The sequence below is a fragment of the Deinococcus soli (ex Cha et al. 2016) genome, assembly GCF_001007995.1.
GTDB lineage: Bacteria > Deinococcota > Deinococci > Deinococcales > Deinococcaceae > Deinococcus > Deinococcus soli.
In genome coordinates this window covers 2,375,284-2,391,981 of the sequence record NZ_CP011389.1, presented here as the reverse complement: position 1 = coordinate 2,391,981, position 16,698 = coordinate 2,375,284, and the positions used below count along the sequence as shown (strand labels likewise).

The window sequence follows — 16,698 nt, the reverse complement described above, 5'->3', positions numbered from 1 at the left end:
GGGGGGCATTGTACCGCCCGCCCCCCGCGGCGTCCCCTGCGCCCACCTTCACCGTCCGGCTTCGACCTCGATCCCTGCGGCCTCGCTCATGCGGACGATGTTCGCCAGGGTGTGGATGGGAACGTTCAGGTCGGCGAGTTTCTCGCGGCCCGATTCGAACTGCTTTTCCACCACGCAGCCGATCCCGAGCAGCTGCGCGCCGCTGACGTCGATCATGCCTGCCAGGGCGCGCAGCGTGCCGCCCGACGCGAGGAAGTCGTCGATCACGACCACGCGGTCGTCTGCGCCCAGGAACTCACTGCTGACGTACAGGTCCACCACGCCGCCCTTGGTGCGGCTGACGGACTGCGCGGTGAACGCGGGTTCTTTCATGGTCACGGGTTTCTTCTTGCGGGCGTACACCATGGGCACGCCCAGCACCATGGCGGTGGCGATGGCGGGCGCGATGCCGCTGACCTCGATGGTCACGATCTTGTTGGGGTTCAGTGGCGCGAAGTGCCGCGCGAAGGTCTCCCCCATCTCGCGCGTCAGGTGCGGGAGGAGCTGGTGGTTGACCAGTCCGTCCACCTTGAGAATGCCGCCGGGGAGAATCTCGCCCTGCTGCCGGATGGCGTCCACGAGTGCCTGCATGCCCCGGAGTGTACCCGCCACCTGACGGATGCCCGGCGGGTCGCCTACGCGGCATGCTGGGACGCGTGCCTGCCCTGCCTGACCTGACCCCTGCCGAACTGTCGGCCTTCGCGCAGCAGTTCAGCCTGGAGGGGCCGCTGACGCGCCTGCCCAGCGTGGGGATCGTGAACCGCGTGTACCGCGCCCGCCGCGCCGGGCAGGACGTGGTGCTGCGCGTGCCGCTGCCCGGCGACGACGCGGACGCCCTGACCGAGAGTGTCGCTGTGCCCGCAGCCGTGCGGGCGGGCATTCCGACACCGGAGCTGCTGGTTTTCGACGATTCCCGCGCAGTGCTGGACGCGCCGGTCAGCGTGTACGCCTTCGCGCCGGGCCGCAGCCTGGACAGCCTGGGCTGGGCGCACGGCGACCCGCGCCTGGCCCGCGCGTGGCGGGAGGCGGGTCGCGCCCTGGCCGCCCTGCACGCGGGCGTGGAAGGCGCACCCGACCCGAACGGGCACCTGAAGGCCATCAGGCCGCCCGACCCGGCCCGCACCCGGGCGCGCGTCCTGACCGGCGAGAAGGTAGGAACCGCCGAGGCCGACTGGGCCACCGGCCTGACCGCCCGCCTCCTGAGCGAGAACCCGCCGCCCGCACGCCTCGCCTTCCTGCACGACGACCTGCACGCCGGGAACCTGATGGTCACGGATGACGGCGCGGTCAGCGCCCTGATCGACTGGGGCGACGCCGGGTGGGGCGACCCGGCCCTGGACCTCAGTTACGCCGGGCCGCTGGCCGTGCCGGACCTGCTCGCCGGGTACCACGAGGCCACTGGGCACGCCGACGACGCGCTGACCCTCCGGGTGCTGGCGTACACGCTGGACAACGCCACCCGTTACCTCACCCGGCAGCCGGAGGCGCACGAGAACGGCGATCTGTGGTACACCCGCCCCGCCACCACCCTGATGGGACTCCTGCGGGTCAGTCCGCGTGTGCCGCAGTGGCAGGAGGCACTGGGGCGCTGAGCCCCCCGTCCCTTACAGCTCGTTGACCTCGGGTCTGAAGCCCACCTGCCGGATGAACTCCAGGTACTCGGGGCCGGACAGGGCCTCGCGTTTGCCGCTCAGGGCGACGAACATGGCTTCCAGGACGTTCGTGGCGAAGTTGCGGCTGCCCATGCGGGGCGTGGTGGTGATCAGGCGCCTGACGCCGCGCGCCTTCATCCAGTCGCGGTCGGCGGCGGTGATGGTCTGCGTGAGGATCGTCTTCCCGGTGAGGTCCTGCGGGGCGTAGCGTTTGGCGTAGTGGGTGTCCCCGGCGATCACGTCCGCCCAGGCGTAGTACTTCGTGCCGCTGCCCTGCACGCTGCTTTCCTGCTTGGCGCCCGTGGGGTAGAACCAGTCCTGCGGGAGCTGCGTGATGACGGGCAGTACGAGCCTGGCGACGCGGCGCAGCGAGGTGATGCTGCGCAGGGGCCGATCGAGGTTCAGGCCGAACACGATGTCCCCGAACACGATGTCCGCGTGGTGCTCGGCGAGGGCCTCGGCCATGCCGAAGCGGTCCACGGCGGAGACCATCAGGACCTTCTGGGTGCGCCAGTTCAGGATGGGGTCGAGCTGCGCGATGGCGTCACGTTCCAGGGTGTTCTTCAGGCCCGAGCCGTCCAGGACGGGGGTCTTGACGGCGTTCTTGACCAGGGCGCGGACGTTGCGGAAGGTGTAGCGCCTGTCGTCCGCGATGACGTACAGGTCCGCGCCGCCCAGCCCGAACGCATCGACCTTGCCGTCGAGGGCCTGGAACAGCGCGGCCATCTTCTTCGGGTCGCCGTCGGTGCCGAGGCGTTCGATGATGAACGGCTGGCCAAGCACGGTGACTTCTTCGCGGGCGTTGCGGGCGCTGCTGCCCAGGCTGACGCTCACGACGTGCTTGTGCCCGGCGGGCGCGGGCTGCCAGCCCTGGAGGATGTCGGTCATGAGCGGCATTCTACGGGCCCGGGCGCGCGGGTCAGTTCAGCGGGACGCGCTGCCCGGTGCGGGCGGCCTGAAGCAGCGCGTCGAGGACGCGGGCCTGCGCGACGGCGTCGTCCGGCGTAAAGCGCAGCGCCTCCTGGCCGCGCGCGGCGCGCTGGAAGTGCGCGACCATCCGCGCGTACCCGTTGCCGGGCCCCAGCGACTCGGTGCGGACCTGCCCGCCGGTCTCGACGCGCAGGGTGGTGGGCTCCTGGGTGTGGCTGTGGAACACGCCGTCCACGTCCAGGGTGCCGCGCGTGCCAGTCACGGTCAGGCGCTGGGTGCTGCCGCCCTGATCCCAGTCGAAGCCGCAGTCGAGGCTGGCCAGGGCGTGCGGGTACTCCAGGGTGCCGCTCAGACCCAGATCCACGCCGCCGGGCGTCCAGCGGGCCTGGGCGGTTACAGTCCCGGGTTCGCCCAGCAGCAGGCGGATGAGGTTCACAGGGTACGTGCCGACGTCGAGCAGCGCCCCGCCGCCCTGGTCGGCGTTCCAGCGGAAGTCGTCGGGGTTGGTCATGTGGAACCCGAACAGGCCGCGCACCGCGCGGATCTCCCCGAGTTCCTGCGCAGCGATCTCGCGCACGCGGTCCACGTGCGGCTGGAAGCGGTACGCGAAGGCTTCGAGGTGCAGCTGTCCGGTCTCGCGCGCGGCGTCCGCGATGGCCTGCGCCTGCTCGGTGTTCAGCGCGACGGGCTTCTCGGTCAGGGCGTTCTTCCCGGCGCGCAGGGCCGCCGCACTCCAGGGCAGGTGCGCGTCGTTCGGGAGGGGGTTGTACACGGCGTCCACGTCGGCGGCGATGACGTCCTCGTACGTGCCGAGCACCGGCACGTCCCACTGCTGCGCGAAGGCCTGCGCCCGCGCCGAGTGCGGGTCACGCGCGCCGAAGCCCACGACCTCGCCGCCCGCCTCGCGGATGGCGGGAATGAGGGCGCGGGCAATGCGGGCGGCACCCAGCAGCCCCCAGCGGAACGGTCGGTCGGTCATGCGAGCAGCGTACCGGGTCGCCGGGTTCGGGGTGGCCGGGGTGTGCAGGCGGGGGCAGGCACACGTGCCCACCGCGCCGCGCCTCAGCGTTTGCCGAGCAGGTACGCCTTGGGGTGGTGGCCGCCGCTGGCGACCTGGAAGAGTTCGTGCGCGTGCCACTTCTGCTGGTTCTGGAGGACGCGTTCGAAGAGGCGGATCTCGTGGGTGATCACGCACAGGCGGCCGCGCTGGCTGGTCAGGCGGTGCATCTCGGTCAGGAAGGCGGGGTACAGGGTCTCGTTGGCGCCGTGGCTGCTGATGGCGTCGCCCCAGGGCAGGTCGGCCATGATCAGGTCGAAGGACCGGGCGGGGAGGCCGGTGTGCAGGGCGTCGCGCTGCGCGACCTCGATCTGGCGTTTGGCGGCGCGGATGTTCTCCTGCGCGCAGCGCACCGCTTCGGGGTTCACGTCCACGCCGACGAGCGCGGCACTGGGGCCCATCAGGTCGCGTTCGATCAGGAGGGTGCCGCTGCCGCTCATGGGGTTGAAGATGCGGTCGTTGTCGCGCTGCCCAGCGAGTTTGTGCGCGGCGTAGGCGATGGTGGCGTTCAGGCCGCCCGCCATGTTGCACACGCGCCACGGGCGGGCGCTGAGGGGCCTGGGGGTGATGCGGGCGAGGACGTCCCAGCCCTGCCCGTCCTCGCTGGGCCGCAGGCGGATCAGCAGTTCGCCTGCCTCGGGGTCGTGCGGGAGGTCCAGCGTGCCCTGCAGTTCCTCTGCGAGACGCTGCATGACGGGGCTGTCCTTCCCGGCCGCGCCGAAGCGGAAGGAGCGGTGCCCGCCGACCTCGATGACCTCGCGCAGGTACCCGGTCAGTTCGGAGAGCTGCTGGTTGCCCAGCAGGCCGCGCGGACGGGGCACGTCCCAGCTCTGGATGCGGTACACGGCGACGACGCTGCGCATGCGGGTCAGGCGGTCGGGGCTGCCGGGGAACCAGAAGCGCAGGCCGCGCACGTCGCGGGCCAGGGGCACGCCGCTCAGTTCGGTCGCGGCGACGTCTTCCAGTCCGGCCAGGACGTCCAGTTCGTATTCGCGGGCGGGCTGGCGGGTGCGGTGGTCCACTTTGGGGCGGGGGCGGCCCTTGGGCGCGTTACGGTCGGAGCGGGCAGGGCGCGGCATAGCAGATCAGTATACGGGCTGCGCGGCGGGGCGTAGAATCCGGGCCGCACCTATGAGCGCCTCTCTCCCACCCCACGCGCCGGAACCAGGCCGCGCCAGTCGCCGCAAACCTCTGCTGGCCCGCCTGAACCCGCCGCAGCTGATCGCGCTGTCGTTTGCGGTGGCCATCCTGATCGGCGGGCTGATCCTGACCATGCCAGGGCTGCACGGCGTGAACGAGGACGGCACGCGCCGCAGCGTGAACTTCCTGCAGGCGCTGTTCACGTCCACGAGCGCGCTGTGCGTGACGGGTCTGAACGTCATCGACCCCAGCCGGGACTTCAACCGGGCGGGGCAGCTGGTGATCATGCTGCTCATTCAGCTGGGGGGGCTGGGGATCATCACGTTCGGGACGTCGTTCGCGCTGCTGTCGCGCCGCCGCGTGAACTTCACCGAGCGGATGCGGGTGGCGCAGCAGGTGGGCGCGCTGAACGCGGGCGGGGTGTTAGGCCTGATCCGCAGCATCTTCCTGTACACCTTCGTGATCGAACTGGTCGGCGCGGCGCTGCTGGCGTTCCGGTTCGTGCCGCTGGAAGGCTGGGGGCGGGGCCTGTTCTACGCGCTGTTCCACTCGGTGAGTGCGTTCAACAACGCGGGCTTCGCGCTGTACAGCGACAACCTGATGGGCTTCGTGGACGACCCGCTGGTGAGCCTGGTGATCGCGCTGCTGATCATCCTGGGCGGCACGGGCTTCCTGGTGCAGCTGAACGTGGTCGCGCACCTGCTCAGTCCGCGCCGCAACCGCCTGATGGTGCACAGCAAGCTGGTGCTGACCATGATGGCGGCCCTGCTGGTGGTGGGCACGCTGGTGTACCTCGTGTTCGAGTGGAGCAACCCCAGGACCCTGGCGCCGCTGGGCTTCGGGGGGAAGCTGCTGGCGAGCTTCTTCCAGAGCGTCACGCTGCGCACGGCGGGCTTCAACACGCTGGATTACGGCGCGATGCAGCTGCCTGCGCTGTTCATGTCGATCATCCTGATGTTCATCGGCGCGAACCCCGGCGGGACGGGCGGCGGCATCAAGACGAGCACCTTCTACGTGATGATGGCGTCGGCCTGGAGCATGGTGCGCGGGCGGCGCGACACGACGCTGTTCCGTCGCCGCATCGACACGGACACGATCCTGCGGGCCATGACGGTCGGCCTGCTGAGCATCGGGCTGGTGAACGGGATGTTCCTGCTGCTGCTGGTGTTCAACACCCGCGCGGACGTGCTGTTCGTGAACCTGTTCTTCGAGGCGGTCAGCGCGTTCGGCACGGTGGGCCTGAGCATGAACACCACGCCGCTGCTAAACCCGGAACAGCACGTCGTGCTGATCGCGCTGATGTTCCTGGGCCGCATCGGGCCGCTGACGTTCGCGGTGGCGTTCAACCGCCCGGACAGCCGCGCGCTGATCCGCTACCCGGCGGACAAGGACATCCTGATCGGATGAGCCGGCGGCGGCGCAGACGCCTGAACCCCCCGCAGCTGATCGCGCTGGTGTACCTGCTGGGTATCGCGCTGGGCGCGGCGGCGCTGCACCTGCCGGGCATGACGCGGCCCGGCGCGGACCTGAACGCGGTGGACCTGATCTTCACGGCGACCAGCGCGATCTGCATCACGGGGCTGGTCGTGGCCGACACCGGCGAGACGTTCACGCGGCTGGGGCAGGTGACGATCCTGCTGCTGGCGCAGGTGGGGGGGCTGGGGATCATCACGTTCGGGACGCTGTTCGCGCTGCTGACCGGGCGGCGCGTGAACTTCAGCGAGCGGCAGCAGCTGGCGCAGCAGGTGAACGCCCTAAACGTGGGCGGCGTGCTGGGGCTGCTGCGGATCATCGTTCTGTATACCGTGGCGGCGCAGGGCGTGGGGACGCTGCTGCTGTCGCTACGGTTCGTGCCGCAGTTCGGGCTGGGCGAGGGCCTGTACCAGTCGGTGTTCCACGCGGTCAGCGCCTACAACAACGCGGGCTTCGTGGTGGTGCCCGGCGGCATGCTCCCGTACGCGCAGGACCCGCTGGTCAGCGGGGTGATCGCGCTGCTGATCGTGCTGGGCGGCCTGGGTTTCCTGGTGCAGCTGAACGTCCTGACGCACCTGGCCAGTCCACGGCGCAACCGCCTGATGGTGTACAGCCGCCTGACGCTGGTGACGACCGGGGCGCTGCTGGTCCTGGGGACCGCCGTGCTGCTCGCGCTGGAATGGACCGGCGCTCTGAAGGGGCTGGGCACGGGCGGGAAGCTGCTGACCGCGTTCTTCCAGAGCGTCACGCCGCGTTCCGGGGGCTTCGCCACGGTGGACATGACGGCGCTGGCGCCGGGCAGCGTCTTCGTGATGATCGCGCTGATGTTCATCGGCGCGAACAGCGGTTCCACGGGCGGCGGGATCAAGACGAGTACCTTCGCGATCCTGCTGGTCAGCGCCTGGAACCTGATCCGTGGCCGCACGGAACTGATCGCGTTCGGGCGGCAGATCGTCCCTGAGAACGTGGTGCGGGCCGGGACGATCACGACCATCTACACGCTGCTGGTGTTCACGGGCTTTTTCCTGATGCTGGTCACGAACCCCACGCTGGGCTTCACGCCGCTGCTGTTCGAGACGGTCAGTGCCGCCGCGACCGTGGGCCTGAGTCTGGACGTGACGCACCGCCTGAACGACGCGGGATTGACCGTGCTGTGTGCGCTGATGTACCTGGGCCGCATCGGGCCCGTGACGTTCGCGCTGGCGCTGAACCTGCGCGAGACGTCCCGCGGCGTGATCAAGTACCCGCCGGAGCGGGACATCCTGGTGGGCTGACCCGGCCCTGCCGGTCAGTCCTGGGTGACCTGCACGCCCTTCCAGAAGGCGACGCGGCCCGCGATCTGCCGCGCGGCGTCTTTGGGCTCGGGGTAGTACCACGCGGCGTCGGGGTTCTCCTGGCCGTTCACGTGGAGGGTGTGGTAGCTGGCCTCGCCCTTCCAGGGGCAGGTGGTGTGGGTGGCGCTGGGGCGCAGGTACTCGGGGTTGACGCTGCCTGCGGGGAAGTAGTGGTTGCCCTCGACGACCACAGTGTCGTCGGACTGGGCGATGGTGGCGCCGTTCCAGGTGGCTTTCATAGCGGTCAACCTACGGGGTGGTGGGGGCGACGACTGTCAGCGACCTCGCGGCGTGAGCGAACGATGAAGGTTGACTTTCGGAAGCGCTTCACATTTGAATAGAGACCTAACATGAAACGCTTCCATATGGTCGGGCGCGCGGGCGCCCTGGCGGCCCTCACGCTGTCTCTGTCGGCCTGTAGCCTGTTCAAGGCTCCCAACGCAACCCCTCGCACGTGGCAGGACGAGGTCATCTACTTCGCGATGACCGACCGTTTCGCCAACGGCAACCCCGCCAACGACAACGGGCCCGGCCGCGACGCGGGTGACCGCACCGACCGCACCAACCCCCTGGCGTGGCACGGCGGGGACTTCGCGGGCCTGAAGGCCAAGATCGACGAGGGGTACTTCAAAAAGATGGGCTTCACGGCCATCTGGGTCAGCCCGGTCGTGCTGCAGGTCCCCGCCATCAACACCGGCAGCGGCCCCAGTCAGGGCAAACCGTTCGCCGGGTACCACGGCTACTGGGCCGAGGACTTCCAGAAGGTCGACCCGCACTTCGGAACCCTCGATGAGTACAAGGCGCTGATCGACACGGCGCACCGGAACGGCATCAAGGTCATTCAGGACATCGTGGTCAACCACGCCGGGTACGGCGCGACCCTCACGAAGACGAACCCCGACTGGTTCCACACCCAGGCGGACTGCGACGCGTCAAGTAACAAGACCACCGACTGCGATCTGGCGGGCCTGCCGGACTTCAAGCAGGAACTTCCGGCCGTCACGGCGTACCTGAACGACTTCGTGACGTACTGGCGCGGCGCGACCGGCATCGACGGGCTGCGCATCGACACCATGAAGCACGTGCCCGACGCGTACTGGACGCAGTTCTTCAAGGCGGGCGGCGCGGGCGACCCGGCCAAGATCTGGTCGGTCGGTGAGGTGTTCGACGGCAACCCCGCATACCTCGCGCGCTTCATGAATGAACTCGGCGCGCCCAGCGTGTTCGACTTCGCGCTGTACTTCGCGTTCAAGGATCAGATGAGCAGCGCGGGCGGCAACCTGGACCGCGTGGCGGACGTGTTCGCGCAGGACGGCGTATACCGCGACCCCACCCGCCTGACGACCTTCGTGGACAACCACGACGTGCGCCGTTTCGTGACCGAGGTGACCGAGCGGGGCGGCAGCGCCGCGCAGGCGGCCGAGCGCCTCGACCTGGCGCTGTCCACGATGTACTTCTCGCGCGGCACGCCCAGCGTCTGGCAGGGCACCGAGTACGCCCAGGCTGGCAAGGGGGATCCCTACGACTACCCGCTGGGGCAGGGCAACCGCGAGGACATGGACTTCACCCGCCTGGGCAGTAGCACGCTGGACGAGCGCCTGGGGGCGCTGGCCGCCGCGCGCGCCAAGTACCGCGCCCTGACGCGCGGCGCGCAGCAGGAACTCTGGCGCCCGAACGGCGGCGCGCCCGTCCTGGCGTACCGCCGCGTGCTCAGCGGCGTGCAGGGCGTGGCCGGGCAGCCTGTGGTGTTCGTCGTGAACAACGGCGACACCGAACTGGATCTGGGCAGCCTGAGTGGCGGCGGGATTCCGCTGCTGGGCACCTTCTCCGGCACCGCGCTGACCGAGGTGACGGGCCGCACCATGACCCTGAGCGTCAGCGGGGGCAAACTGGTGGGCCGCGTGCCCGCCCGCAGCGTGCTGGCGGTCACCGCGCCCAGCGGCTCCGGCGCGGCGGGCACCGTGAACCCGGCGCTGCCCGAGGTCGCGGGGCTGACCGCGAAAGCCGGGGACAGCGCCGCGCAGCTCACCTGGACGCCGGGCACGGACGCAAAGGTCGCCGGGTACCGCGTGTACGTGACGCCCGCGGGCGGCACCGAGCGCCTCGTGAACTTCGCGCCCATCCCGGCCACGCAGGGCAGCTTCCTGGTGCGCGGCCTGACGAACGACGTCAACACCACCTTCCGCGTGGTCACGGTGGACAGCGCCGGGGCCGAGAGCAGGGGCGTGACGGTCACCGGCACGGCGAGCAGCAAGAACACCGCCAAGGTGACGTTCACCGTGGACGCCCGCACCCAGGGCAACGGGCCCATCGAACTGCGCCGCTTCGACACCGGCAGCCAGATCGAGTACCCCATGACCCAGGACACGCCGGGCGTGTGGAAGACCAGCATCGACCTGCCCCTCTTCCGCGAGGTGAAGTTCAAGTTCGGCAACGACAGCGCCAGCGCGAAGAACGGCGGCTACGAGGCCCCGGGCCAGGGCGACCGCGCCTACGTGGTCGGCACGAACGGCAACGCCTACAGCGGCACGTACGACTTCAGCGAGCAGCCCGTCCCGGCCGCCACGATCACCGGGCGCGTCACGGGCGGCGGGCAGAACCTGGGCGGGGCCCTGGTGGAGGCCACGAGCGCCACCCCCAGCCTGAACTACGCGATCACCTTCCCGGACGGCACCTACACCCTGCGGGTGCCCGCCGGGGCGCAGACCCTGAAAGCCAGCGCGGGCGGGTACGTGGACGGCACCCTGAACGTCACGGCGCCCGCGCAGGACGCGAACATCGATCTGGCCCGCGACCTGCGCACGAAGTACACCATTGACGGCGACCTGAGCGACTGGACCGCTCCCCCCGTCAGCGTGCAGAGCCCCGCCGAGGGGACCTTCGGCGCGAACAACAACTGGCTGAGCCTGCGGGCCGATAGTGACGCCCAGTACCTGTACCTCGCGTACACGTACCGCGTGGACGGCAACAGTGCCATCCTGTACCTCGACACCGCGCCCGGCGGCGCGAAACAGGCCGATCAGTTCGACGCCTGGAAACGCGCCGCGACCTTCGGCGGTCAGGTGGACGGCGTGAACGCCTTCATCGCCCGCTACGGCACCGAGAAGGCCCAGCTGCGCCTCGTGCAGAGCGACACCGCCACCACCGAGGGGAGTGCCGCTGACTACCTGCAGGCCAGCAGCGGGACGGCCCCCGAGCAGACCGTGGAACTCGCCATTCCCTGGACGGCGCTGGGCCTGAGCGGCAAACCTGCTGCCGGGATCGGCCTGATGGGCGGCATCTTCGGTGGGGACGGCTACGGCGCGGGCGACATCATCCCGGATGACAAGAGCACCCCGGCGGGCGCGAACACCATCACCGACTGCTACGGCAGCTGCCGCGCCACCTTCACAGAACCCCTCAAGCTGCCCTGAACCCGGTACACTAACCCTTCAACGGCGGGAGGCGACCAGACTGGCCCTCCCGCCTCACCTTGACCGCCCGGGCTGACATTCCCATGACATTCGGGTGGAGAATCGGGAGGATTGTCATGGTTCTGTCTAAATTCATGCCCAGCAACCCCAAATTCAGCCTGAAGTTCGCTGAAGCCGCCCGCAACGCCCACGCGACCGCCACCGCACTGGTCGATCTGCTGGAGAACTACACCGACGTGGACGCCAAGGTGAAGCGCGTGCGTGACCTGGAGCACGAGGGCGACCGCCTGACCGGCGAGATCACCAACCTGCTCGCCGAGTCGTTCATCGTGCCCTTCGACCGTGAGGACATCATCAGCCTGAACAACGAACTCGACGACCTCGTGGACGACATGGAGGACGCTGCGCGCAAACTCAGCCTGTACGGCGTGGAGCAGCCCCTGCCGCAGATGGCGCAGCTGGCCCGCATCGTCGAGCAGCAGTGCGCGCTGCTGGCGCAGGGCATGCCGCTGATCGAGAACAAGGGGCAGCTGGGTGAACTGACCCGCATCGCCCGCGAGATCCGCGCGCTGGAGGACCAGGGCGACACCATCAGCGACGAGGTGCAGCGTCACCTGTACGACGGCGTGAACGACGTGCCGGGCATGATCCGCGCCATGCGTGGCGGCGAGATCGTGGCGCTGATCGAGGACGCCAGCGATCAGGCGCAGCGGGTCGCGAAGACCGTCGAAAGCATCCTGCTGAAGAACGCCTGAGGCCCGGCTGCATGGAACCTCTGCTGATCGGTTTTCTCATCATCATCTTCCTGGCGCTGGCCTTCGACTTCATCAACGGCTTTCACGACACCGCGAACGCCATCGCGACCTCGGTCGCCACGAAGGTCCTGACACCCGCGCAGGCCATCGCCATGGCCGCCATCCTGAACGTGGTGGGCGCCCTGGCCGGCACGGCCGTCGCCAAGACGATCGCCACGTCCATCGTCCCGCAGGAGTTCGCGACCCTGCAACTGACCGGCGCGGCGCTGCTGAGCGCCATCGTCTGGAACCTGTTCACGTGGTGGAAGGGCCTGCCCAGCAGCTCCAGCCACGCGCTGATCTTCTCGCTGGTGGGCGCGGGCGTCGCGGCCGGCGGGTGGGGCATCATCATTCCCAAGGGCGTGCAGAAGACCGTCACCGGTCTGTTCACCAGTCCCGTCCTGGGCTTCATCGTGCCGATCCTGCTGATGGCGCTGCTGTCGTGGCTGGTGCTGCGGCACATGCGGCCCCGCACCGTGACCGGCACGTTCCGCTGGCTGCAGATCGGCTCGGCGGCCTTCATGGCCTTCAGCCACGGTGGGAACGACGCGCAGAAGGCCATGGGCATCATGACCTTCGCCCTGAGCGCCTACCTGGGCACGCAGGTCGAGCAGGTGCCGCTGTGGATCATCCTGTCGGCCGCCGCCGCGATGGGCCTGGGGACCGCCATGGGCGGCTGGCGCATCATCAAGACCATGGGCTTCAAGGTCGTGGATCTCAAACCCGTGGACGGCTTCGTCGCCGAGGCGAGCGCCGCCGCGATCATCACGGGCGCCACCGCGCTGGGCATCCCGGTGAGCACCACGCACACCATCAGCACCAGCATCATGGGCGTGGGCACCACCAAGGGCTTCAAGAAGGTCAAGTGGCAGGTCGCGGGCCGGATCGTGCAGGCGTGGGTGTTCACGATCCCCGTGTGCATCGTGCTCGGCTGGGCGTTCCACAAGGCGCTGCTGCTGCTGGGCTGACGCTGCGCACGCCGTACAGAGGAGGGGCACCCGCGTTCAGGTGCCCCTTCTCTGTACGGCCCGTGGGCTTCCCAGGAGCACTCAGCGGGCCAGGTCCTCCAGGCGGGGCAGGCGCACGAGGCCGCGCCAGTAGGCCTGCACGGTGTCGAGCACCTGGGTGTACTCCTGGTAGCTGCCGGGCTTCACGACGTACCCGCCGGCGTGGGCGTCGTACGCGCGGTGAATGTCGTCCGGGTGGTCGCTGGTCGAGAGGACCATCACGGGAATGGCCCGCAGGTCCGCAACAGCCTTGGCCTGCGACAGGAAGTCGTGCCCGTTCATGACGGGCATGTTCAGGTCGAGGACGATCAGGTCGGGGCGCTGGGCGCCGGGGCGTTGCAGGAGGTCCAGGGCGGCCTGCCCGTTCTCGGCGTGTTCCACGCGGATGTCGGCGGCCACCTCGGCGAGCAGGTCCTGGAACAGTTCGGCGTCGGCGGGCTCGTCCTCGACCAGCAGGACGGTGAAGGGTCTGGACATCGCTTCAGCCTAGCGCAGGTCGGGCGGGGCGACCAGCGCGGCAGGCTTTACGGTTGCCGCACCCGGGCAGCCTGTGACGTCCGCCCGGGTGCGCGGCAGGGGAAGCTGTTAGGGTGAGCGGCATGACTGCCCGCGCCGGCCACCGCGTCCGTCCTCCAGTCGCGGGCCGGATGTGACGACGGTGCCGCAGCGATTTGCCGGCGCCGCCTTCGACGCGCTGTCCGCCATCATTGCCATCCTGGATGACCGGGGCGTGATCCTGGCCGTGAATGCGGCGTGGCGGGTCTTCTCGCAGGAGAATGGGGGCAGCGACGACGTCGGCGTGAACTACCTGTCCGTGTGCGAGGCGGCGCTGGGGGCCGATCAGGAGGACGCGCAGCAGATCGCGGCAGGGATCCGGGACGTGCTGGCCGGCCGGGCGGCCCTGTTCGAACTGGAGTACCCGTGCCACTCGCCGACCGAGCAGCGGTTCTTCGTGGCGCGCGTCACGGCGTTCACGCAGGACGGTGCGCAGTTCGCGCTGGTGGCGCACGAGAACATCACGCGGCGCAAACTGGCCGAGCTAGAGGCCGCGGAGCTGACCCTGGAACTCGAAAGCCGCATCCAGGAGCGCACGCAGGCGCTGGCGGCCAGTCAGGCGGCGCTGGAGCGGCAGAACGCCGAGCTGGAGGACCGCAACCAGGCGCTGGCGCAGTTCGCGTACGTGGCCAGTCACGACCTCCAGGAGCCGCTGCGGACGCTGGGCGCGTACGCGGATATCCTGCGGCACCGCTACGCCGGGAAGGTGCTGGACGAGCGGGCCGACACGTACCTGCAGCGCATCACCGAGCAGGCGTTCCGGGCGCGGCAGCTCGTGCGGGACATCCTGACGCTGTCGAACGTGGCCACCCAGCCGCCCATGAGCCCGCTGAACCTGGGGCCGCTGTGGGACGAGGCGTGCCGGGCGCTGCCGTGGCCGGAGGGCGCGCGGGTGTCGCGGGACGACCTGCCGGAGGTGCACGCGAACGCGCCGCAGGTGCGGCAGCTGCTGACGAACCTGCTGGGGAACGCGCTGAAGTTCCGCGCGGACCGGCCCCTGCGGGTGCACCTGTCCACGCAGGAGCAGGGAGATTGGGTGCAGTTCACGGTGACCGACAACGGGATCGGGATCGCGCCGAAGCATGCCGAGCAGGTGTTCGGGATGTTCCAGCGGCTGCATTCGCGCGCGGCGGCGGGGGGGAACGGGATCGGGCTGGCGGTGTGCCGCCGCGTGGTGGAACGTCACGGGGGCCGCATCTGGATCGAGTCGCGCCCCGAGGGCGTGCAGGTGCACTTCACGCTGCCCGCCGTGCCAGCAGACGGAGAACCCGCGCCGGAGTGAGCTCCCGGCGGACGGTCAGCCCAGCGGGCCGGTCCCGGCGGTCAGCCACAGCGCCCGGTAGGGTTCGAGCAGGACGGGCTGCCCGCCGAAACTGAAGGCGCTGCCCGCGACGTGATCCACGGCGTGCTCGCCCAGCACGTCCCGCAGGACGTGGGCGGGGAACTGGATGGTGTGCTCGCTGAAGTTGTACACGCCCAGGAACGTGCCCTGCGGGTGGTCGCGGCGCAGCAGCAGCACGCAGGGGTCGGGGCTGGGCAGGGGGCGGCTCTCGATGCTGGCGTGCAGGTGCGGCAGCGCCCGCCGCACGTGGATCAGGTGGCGCAGTCCGGCGTTCACGCGGCCGTGCGGGGTGCCCGCGTCGCGGGCGGCGTCCTGCGCGCGGGTCCAGTCCATGCGGGGACGGTGCACCCAGCGGTTGTCGGCGGCGTGCTCGGGCGTGTCCGCGAACGCGTGGTCGTTCAGGAAGGCCAGTTCGTCGCCCATGTACAGCAGCGGCACACCGCCAAACGCCAGGATGACGGCGTGCAGCAGCAGGATGCGCCGCACGGCGTGATCCACGGCCTGCGGGTGGCCGGTGTCCAGCGCGGCCTCCAGTCCGGCGAGGCTGGCGAGCGTGCCGCTGATGCGGCGGTCCCCGGTCTGCGGGTTGAACTGGAAGACCAGCCCGCGCGCGAAGGTCCCCGGATACTCGCCGCTGTAGAAGTCCGACAGGAAGTGCCGGTGCCCGGGCCCGCTGAGGCCCACGGCGTTCGTGTCGGCGTCGCTGATCGCCCAGCCGATGTCGTCGTGGCAGCGGACGTACACGCCCCAGGTGGTGTTCGTGGGTTTGGGCGGGAAGGCGGACAGGGCCTGCGTGAACAGGCGCGTGTCGCGGCTGGCGAGGCTGCTCCAGAGCTGCACCATCAGCGAGTTGTGGTACGCCATGTCACTGACCTTCCCGTGGTGGTCCCGGGTGCCCAGGTAGTGGATCAGGTCGGCGGGCGCCACGATCGCCTCGGCCTTGAAGGCCACGGCGGGCGCCACGATGCGGGCGCAGGCACGCAGCGCGCGGGTGAGGTGGTGCACCTCGGGCTGGTTCTGGCAGTCGGTGCCCAGCCGCTTCCACAGGAACGCGATGGCGTCCAGCCGGAAGACCTCCACGCCGCGGTTGGCGAGGTGCAGGATGATGTCCACGAACTCGCGCAGCACGTCGGGGTTCGACCAGTTCAGGTCCCACTGGTAGGTGTTGAAGGTCGTCCAGACCCAGCCCTGCGCGGCGGCGTCCCAGGTGAAGTTGCCGGGTGCGAAGTCCGGGAAGACCTCCGGCAGGGTGCGCTCGTAGGCGTCCGGTTCGGTGCGGTCGGGATAGATATGGAAGTACGCGCGGTAGGTGGGATCGCCCGCGCGGGCCCTCTGTGCCCACTCGTGTTCCTGCGCCACGTGGTTGAGCACCAGATCGAGCACGAGGCTCATGCCGCGCGCCCGGAGGTCGGCGGCCAGCGCCGAGAGGTCGTCCATGCTGCCCAGGTCGTCCCGCACGGCGCGGTAGTCCTGCACGGCGTACCCGCCATCGTTCTCGCCGGGCCGGGGTTTGAGCAGTGGCATGAGGTGCAGGTACGTGACGCCCAGCTCCTCCAGGTACGGGAGGTGGCCCTGCACGCCCTTCAGGGTGCCCGCGAAGCGGTCGGTGTAGGCCACGTACCCGACGGTGTCGGGGCGCTGGAGCCAGTCGGGGGTCAGCAGCCGGGCCTCATCCAGCCGTTTCAGGTCGGCGGGGCGGGTGTGGTAGGCGTGCAGCATGACCTCCAGCAGCCCGGCCAGCAGGGGCTCAGCCTGCTCGCCGTATACGGCCTGCAGGCTGGCGATCAGTTCCGGGCCGTAGCGGTCGAGGCGCAGCGCGAAGGTGTCGGCGTCGCGGTCGTCGTCGAAGGCGGCGCGTAGCGCCCCGGTCATCAGCGTCCGGGAAAGGGCAGGTTGAGGCATGGCTCCCCCAGCATACCCAGATTTTGGAACTGTTTCCAAGATGGGGGGTCCCCCCCTCCC

The 16,698-nt window shown here is 69.8% G+C and carries 14 protein-coding genes; 7 read left to right on the top strand and 7 right to left on the bottom strand.

The features are described from left to right. Window positions 1-48: 48 nt before the first annotated feature. Complete coding sequence (gene xpt, locus SY84_RS11660; RefSeq protein WP_046844151.1) at window positions 49-630, bottom strand: xanthine phosphoribosyltransferase; 582 nt, start codon at window positions 628-630, stop codon at window positions 49-51. 65 nt (window positions 631-695) lie between these two features. Here xpt and SY84_RS11655 point away from each other — a divergent pair, with 65 nt between their 5' ends. After that, window positions 696-1,631, top strand: coding sequence for a phosphotransferase family protein (locus SY84_RS11655; protein WP_157882971.1), 936 nt, complete (start codon window positions 696-698; stop codon window positions 1,629-1,631). A gap of 12 nt (window positions 1,632-1,643) precedes the next feature. On the opposite strand, the gene SY84_RS11650 is transcribed toward SY84_RS11655, so the two are convergent. The 3 genes from SY84_RS11650 to SY84_RS11640 all read right to left on the bottom strand — a co-directional run bounded on the left by SY84_RS11650 (window position 1,644) and on the right by SY84_RS11640 (window position 4,757). Continuing rightward, a complete protein-coding gene (locus SY84_RS11650) occupies window positions 1,644-2,579 on the bottom strand; it encodes a hypothetical protein (RefSeq protein ID WP_046844149.1) in 936 nt (311 codons plus the stop codon). Between the two features lie 31 nt (window positions 2,580-2,610). After that, window positions 2,611-3,600, bottom strand: a complete 990-nt coding sequence (locus SY84_RS11645; RefSeq protein WP_046844148.1) for a Gfo/Idh/MocA family protein — start codon at window positions 3,598-3,600, stop codon at window positions 2,611-2,613. 83 nt (window positions 3,601-3,683) lie between these two features. Then, complete coding sequence (locus SY84_RS11640; protein ID WP_046844147.1) at window positions 3,684-4,757, bottom strand: methyltransferase domain-containing protein; 1,074 nt, start codon at window positions 4,755-4,757, stop codon at window positions 3,684-3,686. 52 nt (window positions 4,758-4,809) lie between these two features. Between SY84_RS11640 and SY84_RS11635 the strand changes: the two genes are divergently transcribed. Both SY84_RS11635 and SY84_RS11630 read left to right on the top strand, forming a co-directional pair. Continuing rightward, complete coding sequence (locus tag SY84_RS11635; protein ID WP_046844146.1) at window positions 4,810-6,225, top strand: TrkH family potassium uptake protein; 1,416 nt, start codon at window positions 4,810-4,812, stop codon at window positions 6,223-6,225. Continuing rightward, window positions 6,222-7,565 (top strand): TrkH family potassium uptake protein, encoded by a 1,344-nt coding sequence (locus SY84_RS11630; protein ID WP_046844145.1) that lies wholly within the window; start codon window positions 6,222-6,224, stop codon window positions 7,563-7,565. The genes SY84_RS11635 and SY84_RS11630 overlap by 4 nt, the downstream gene beginning before the upstream one ends. Before the next feature lie 14 nt (window positions 7,566-7,579). Here the strand turns inward: SY84_RS11630 and SY84_RS11625 are convergent, their stop codons facing one another. Continuing rightward, a complete protein-coding gene (locus SY84_RS11625) occupies window positions 7,580-7,864 on the bottom strand; it encodes a DUF427 domain-containing protein (RefSeq protein ID WP_046844144.1) in 285 nt (94 codons plus the stop codon). 111 nt (window positions 7,865-7,975) lie between these two features. Between SY84_RS11625 and SY84_RS11620 the strand changes: the two genes are divergently transcribed. From SY84_RS11620 to SY84_RS11610, 3 genes are all read left to right on the top strand, one after another. Then, on the top strand, window positions 7,976-11,038 hold the full coding sequence (locus tag SY84_RS11620) for an alpha-amylase family glycosyl hydrolase (protein WP_046844143.1): 3,063 nt from the start codon (window positions 7,976-7,978) through the stop codon (window positions 11,036-11,038). 116 nt (window positions 11,039-11,154) lie between these two features. Then, window positions 11,155-11,793, top strand: coding sequence for a DUF47 domain-containing protein (locus SY84_RS11615; protein ID WP_046844142.1), 639 nt, complete (start codon window positions 11,155-11,157; stop codon window positions 11,791-11,793). 11 nt (window positions 11,794-11,804) lie between these two features. Beyond that, complete coding sequence (locus tag SY84_RS11610; protein WP_046844141.1) at window positions 11,805-12,800, top strand: inorganic phosphate transporter; 996 nt, start codon at window positions 11,805-11,807, stop codon at window positions 12,798-12,800. A gap of 81 nt (window positions 12,801-12,881) precedes the next feature. Here the strand turns inward: SY84_RS11610 and SY84_RS11605 are convergent, their stop codons facing one another. Further along, entirely contained in the window at window positions 12,882-13,316 is a 435-nt protein-coding gene (locus SY84_RS11605) for a response regulator (protein WP_046844140.1), read from the bottom strand. 181 nt (window positions 13,317-13,497) lie between these two features. Between SY84_RS11605 and SY84_RS11600 the strand changes: the two genes are divergently transcribed. Beyond that, window positions 13,498-14,676 carry a sensor histidine kinase gene (locus tag SY84_RS11600; protein WP_245621330.1) on the top strand — a complete coding sequence of 393 codons (1,179 nt, stop codon included), beginning with the start codon at window positions 13,498-13,500 and terminating at the stop codon, window positions 14,674-14,676. A 15-nt stretch (window positions 14,677-14,691) separates the two neighbouring features. Here SY84_RS11600 and SY84_RS11595 read toward each other — a convergent pair whose 3' ends face one another. Continuing rightward, window positions 14,692-16,638 carry an alpha-amylase family protein gene (locus SY84_RS11595; RefSeq protein ID WP_052751136.1) on the bottom strand — a complete coding sequence of 649 codons (1,947 nt, stop codon included), beginning with the start codon at window positions 16,636-16,638 and terminating at the stop codon, window positions 14,692-14,694. Between the last annotated feature and the right edge of the window lie 60 nt (window positions 16,639-16,698).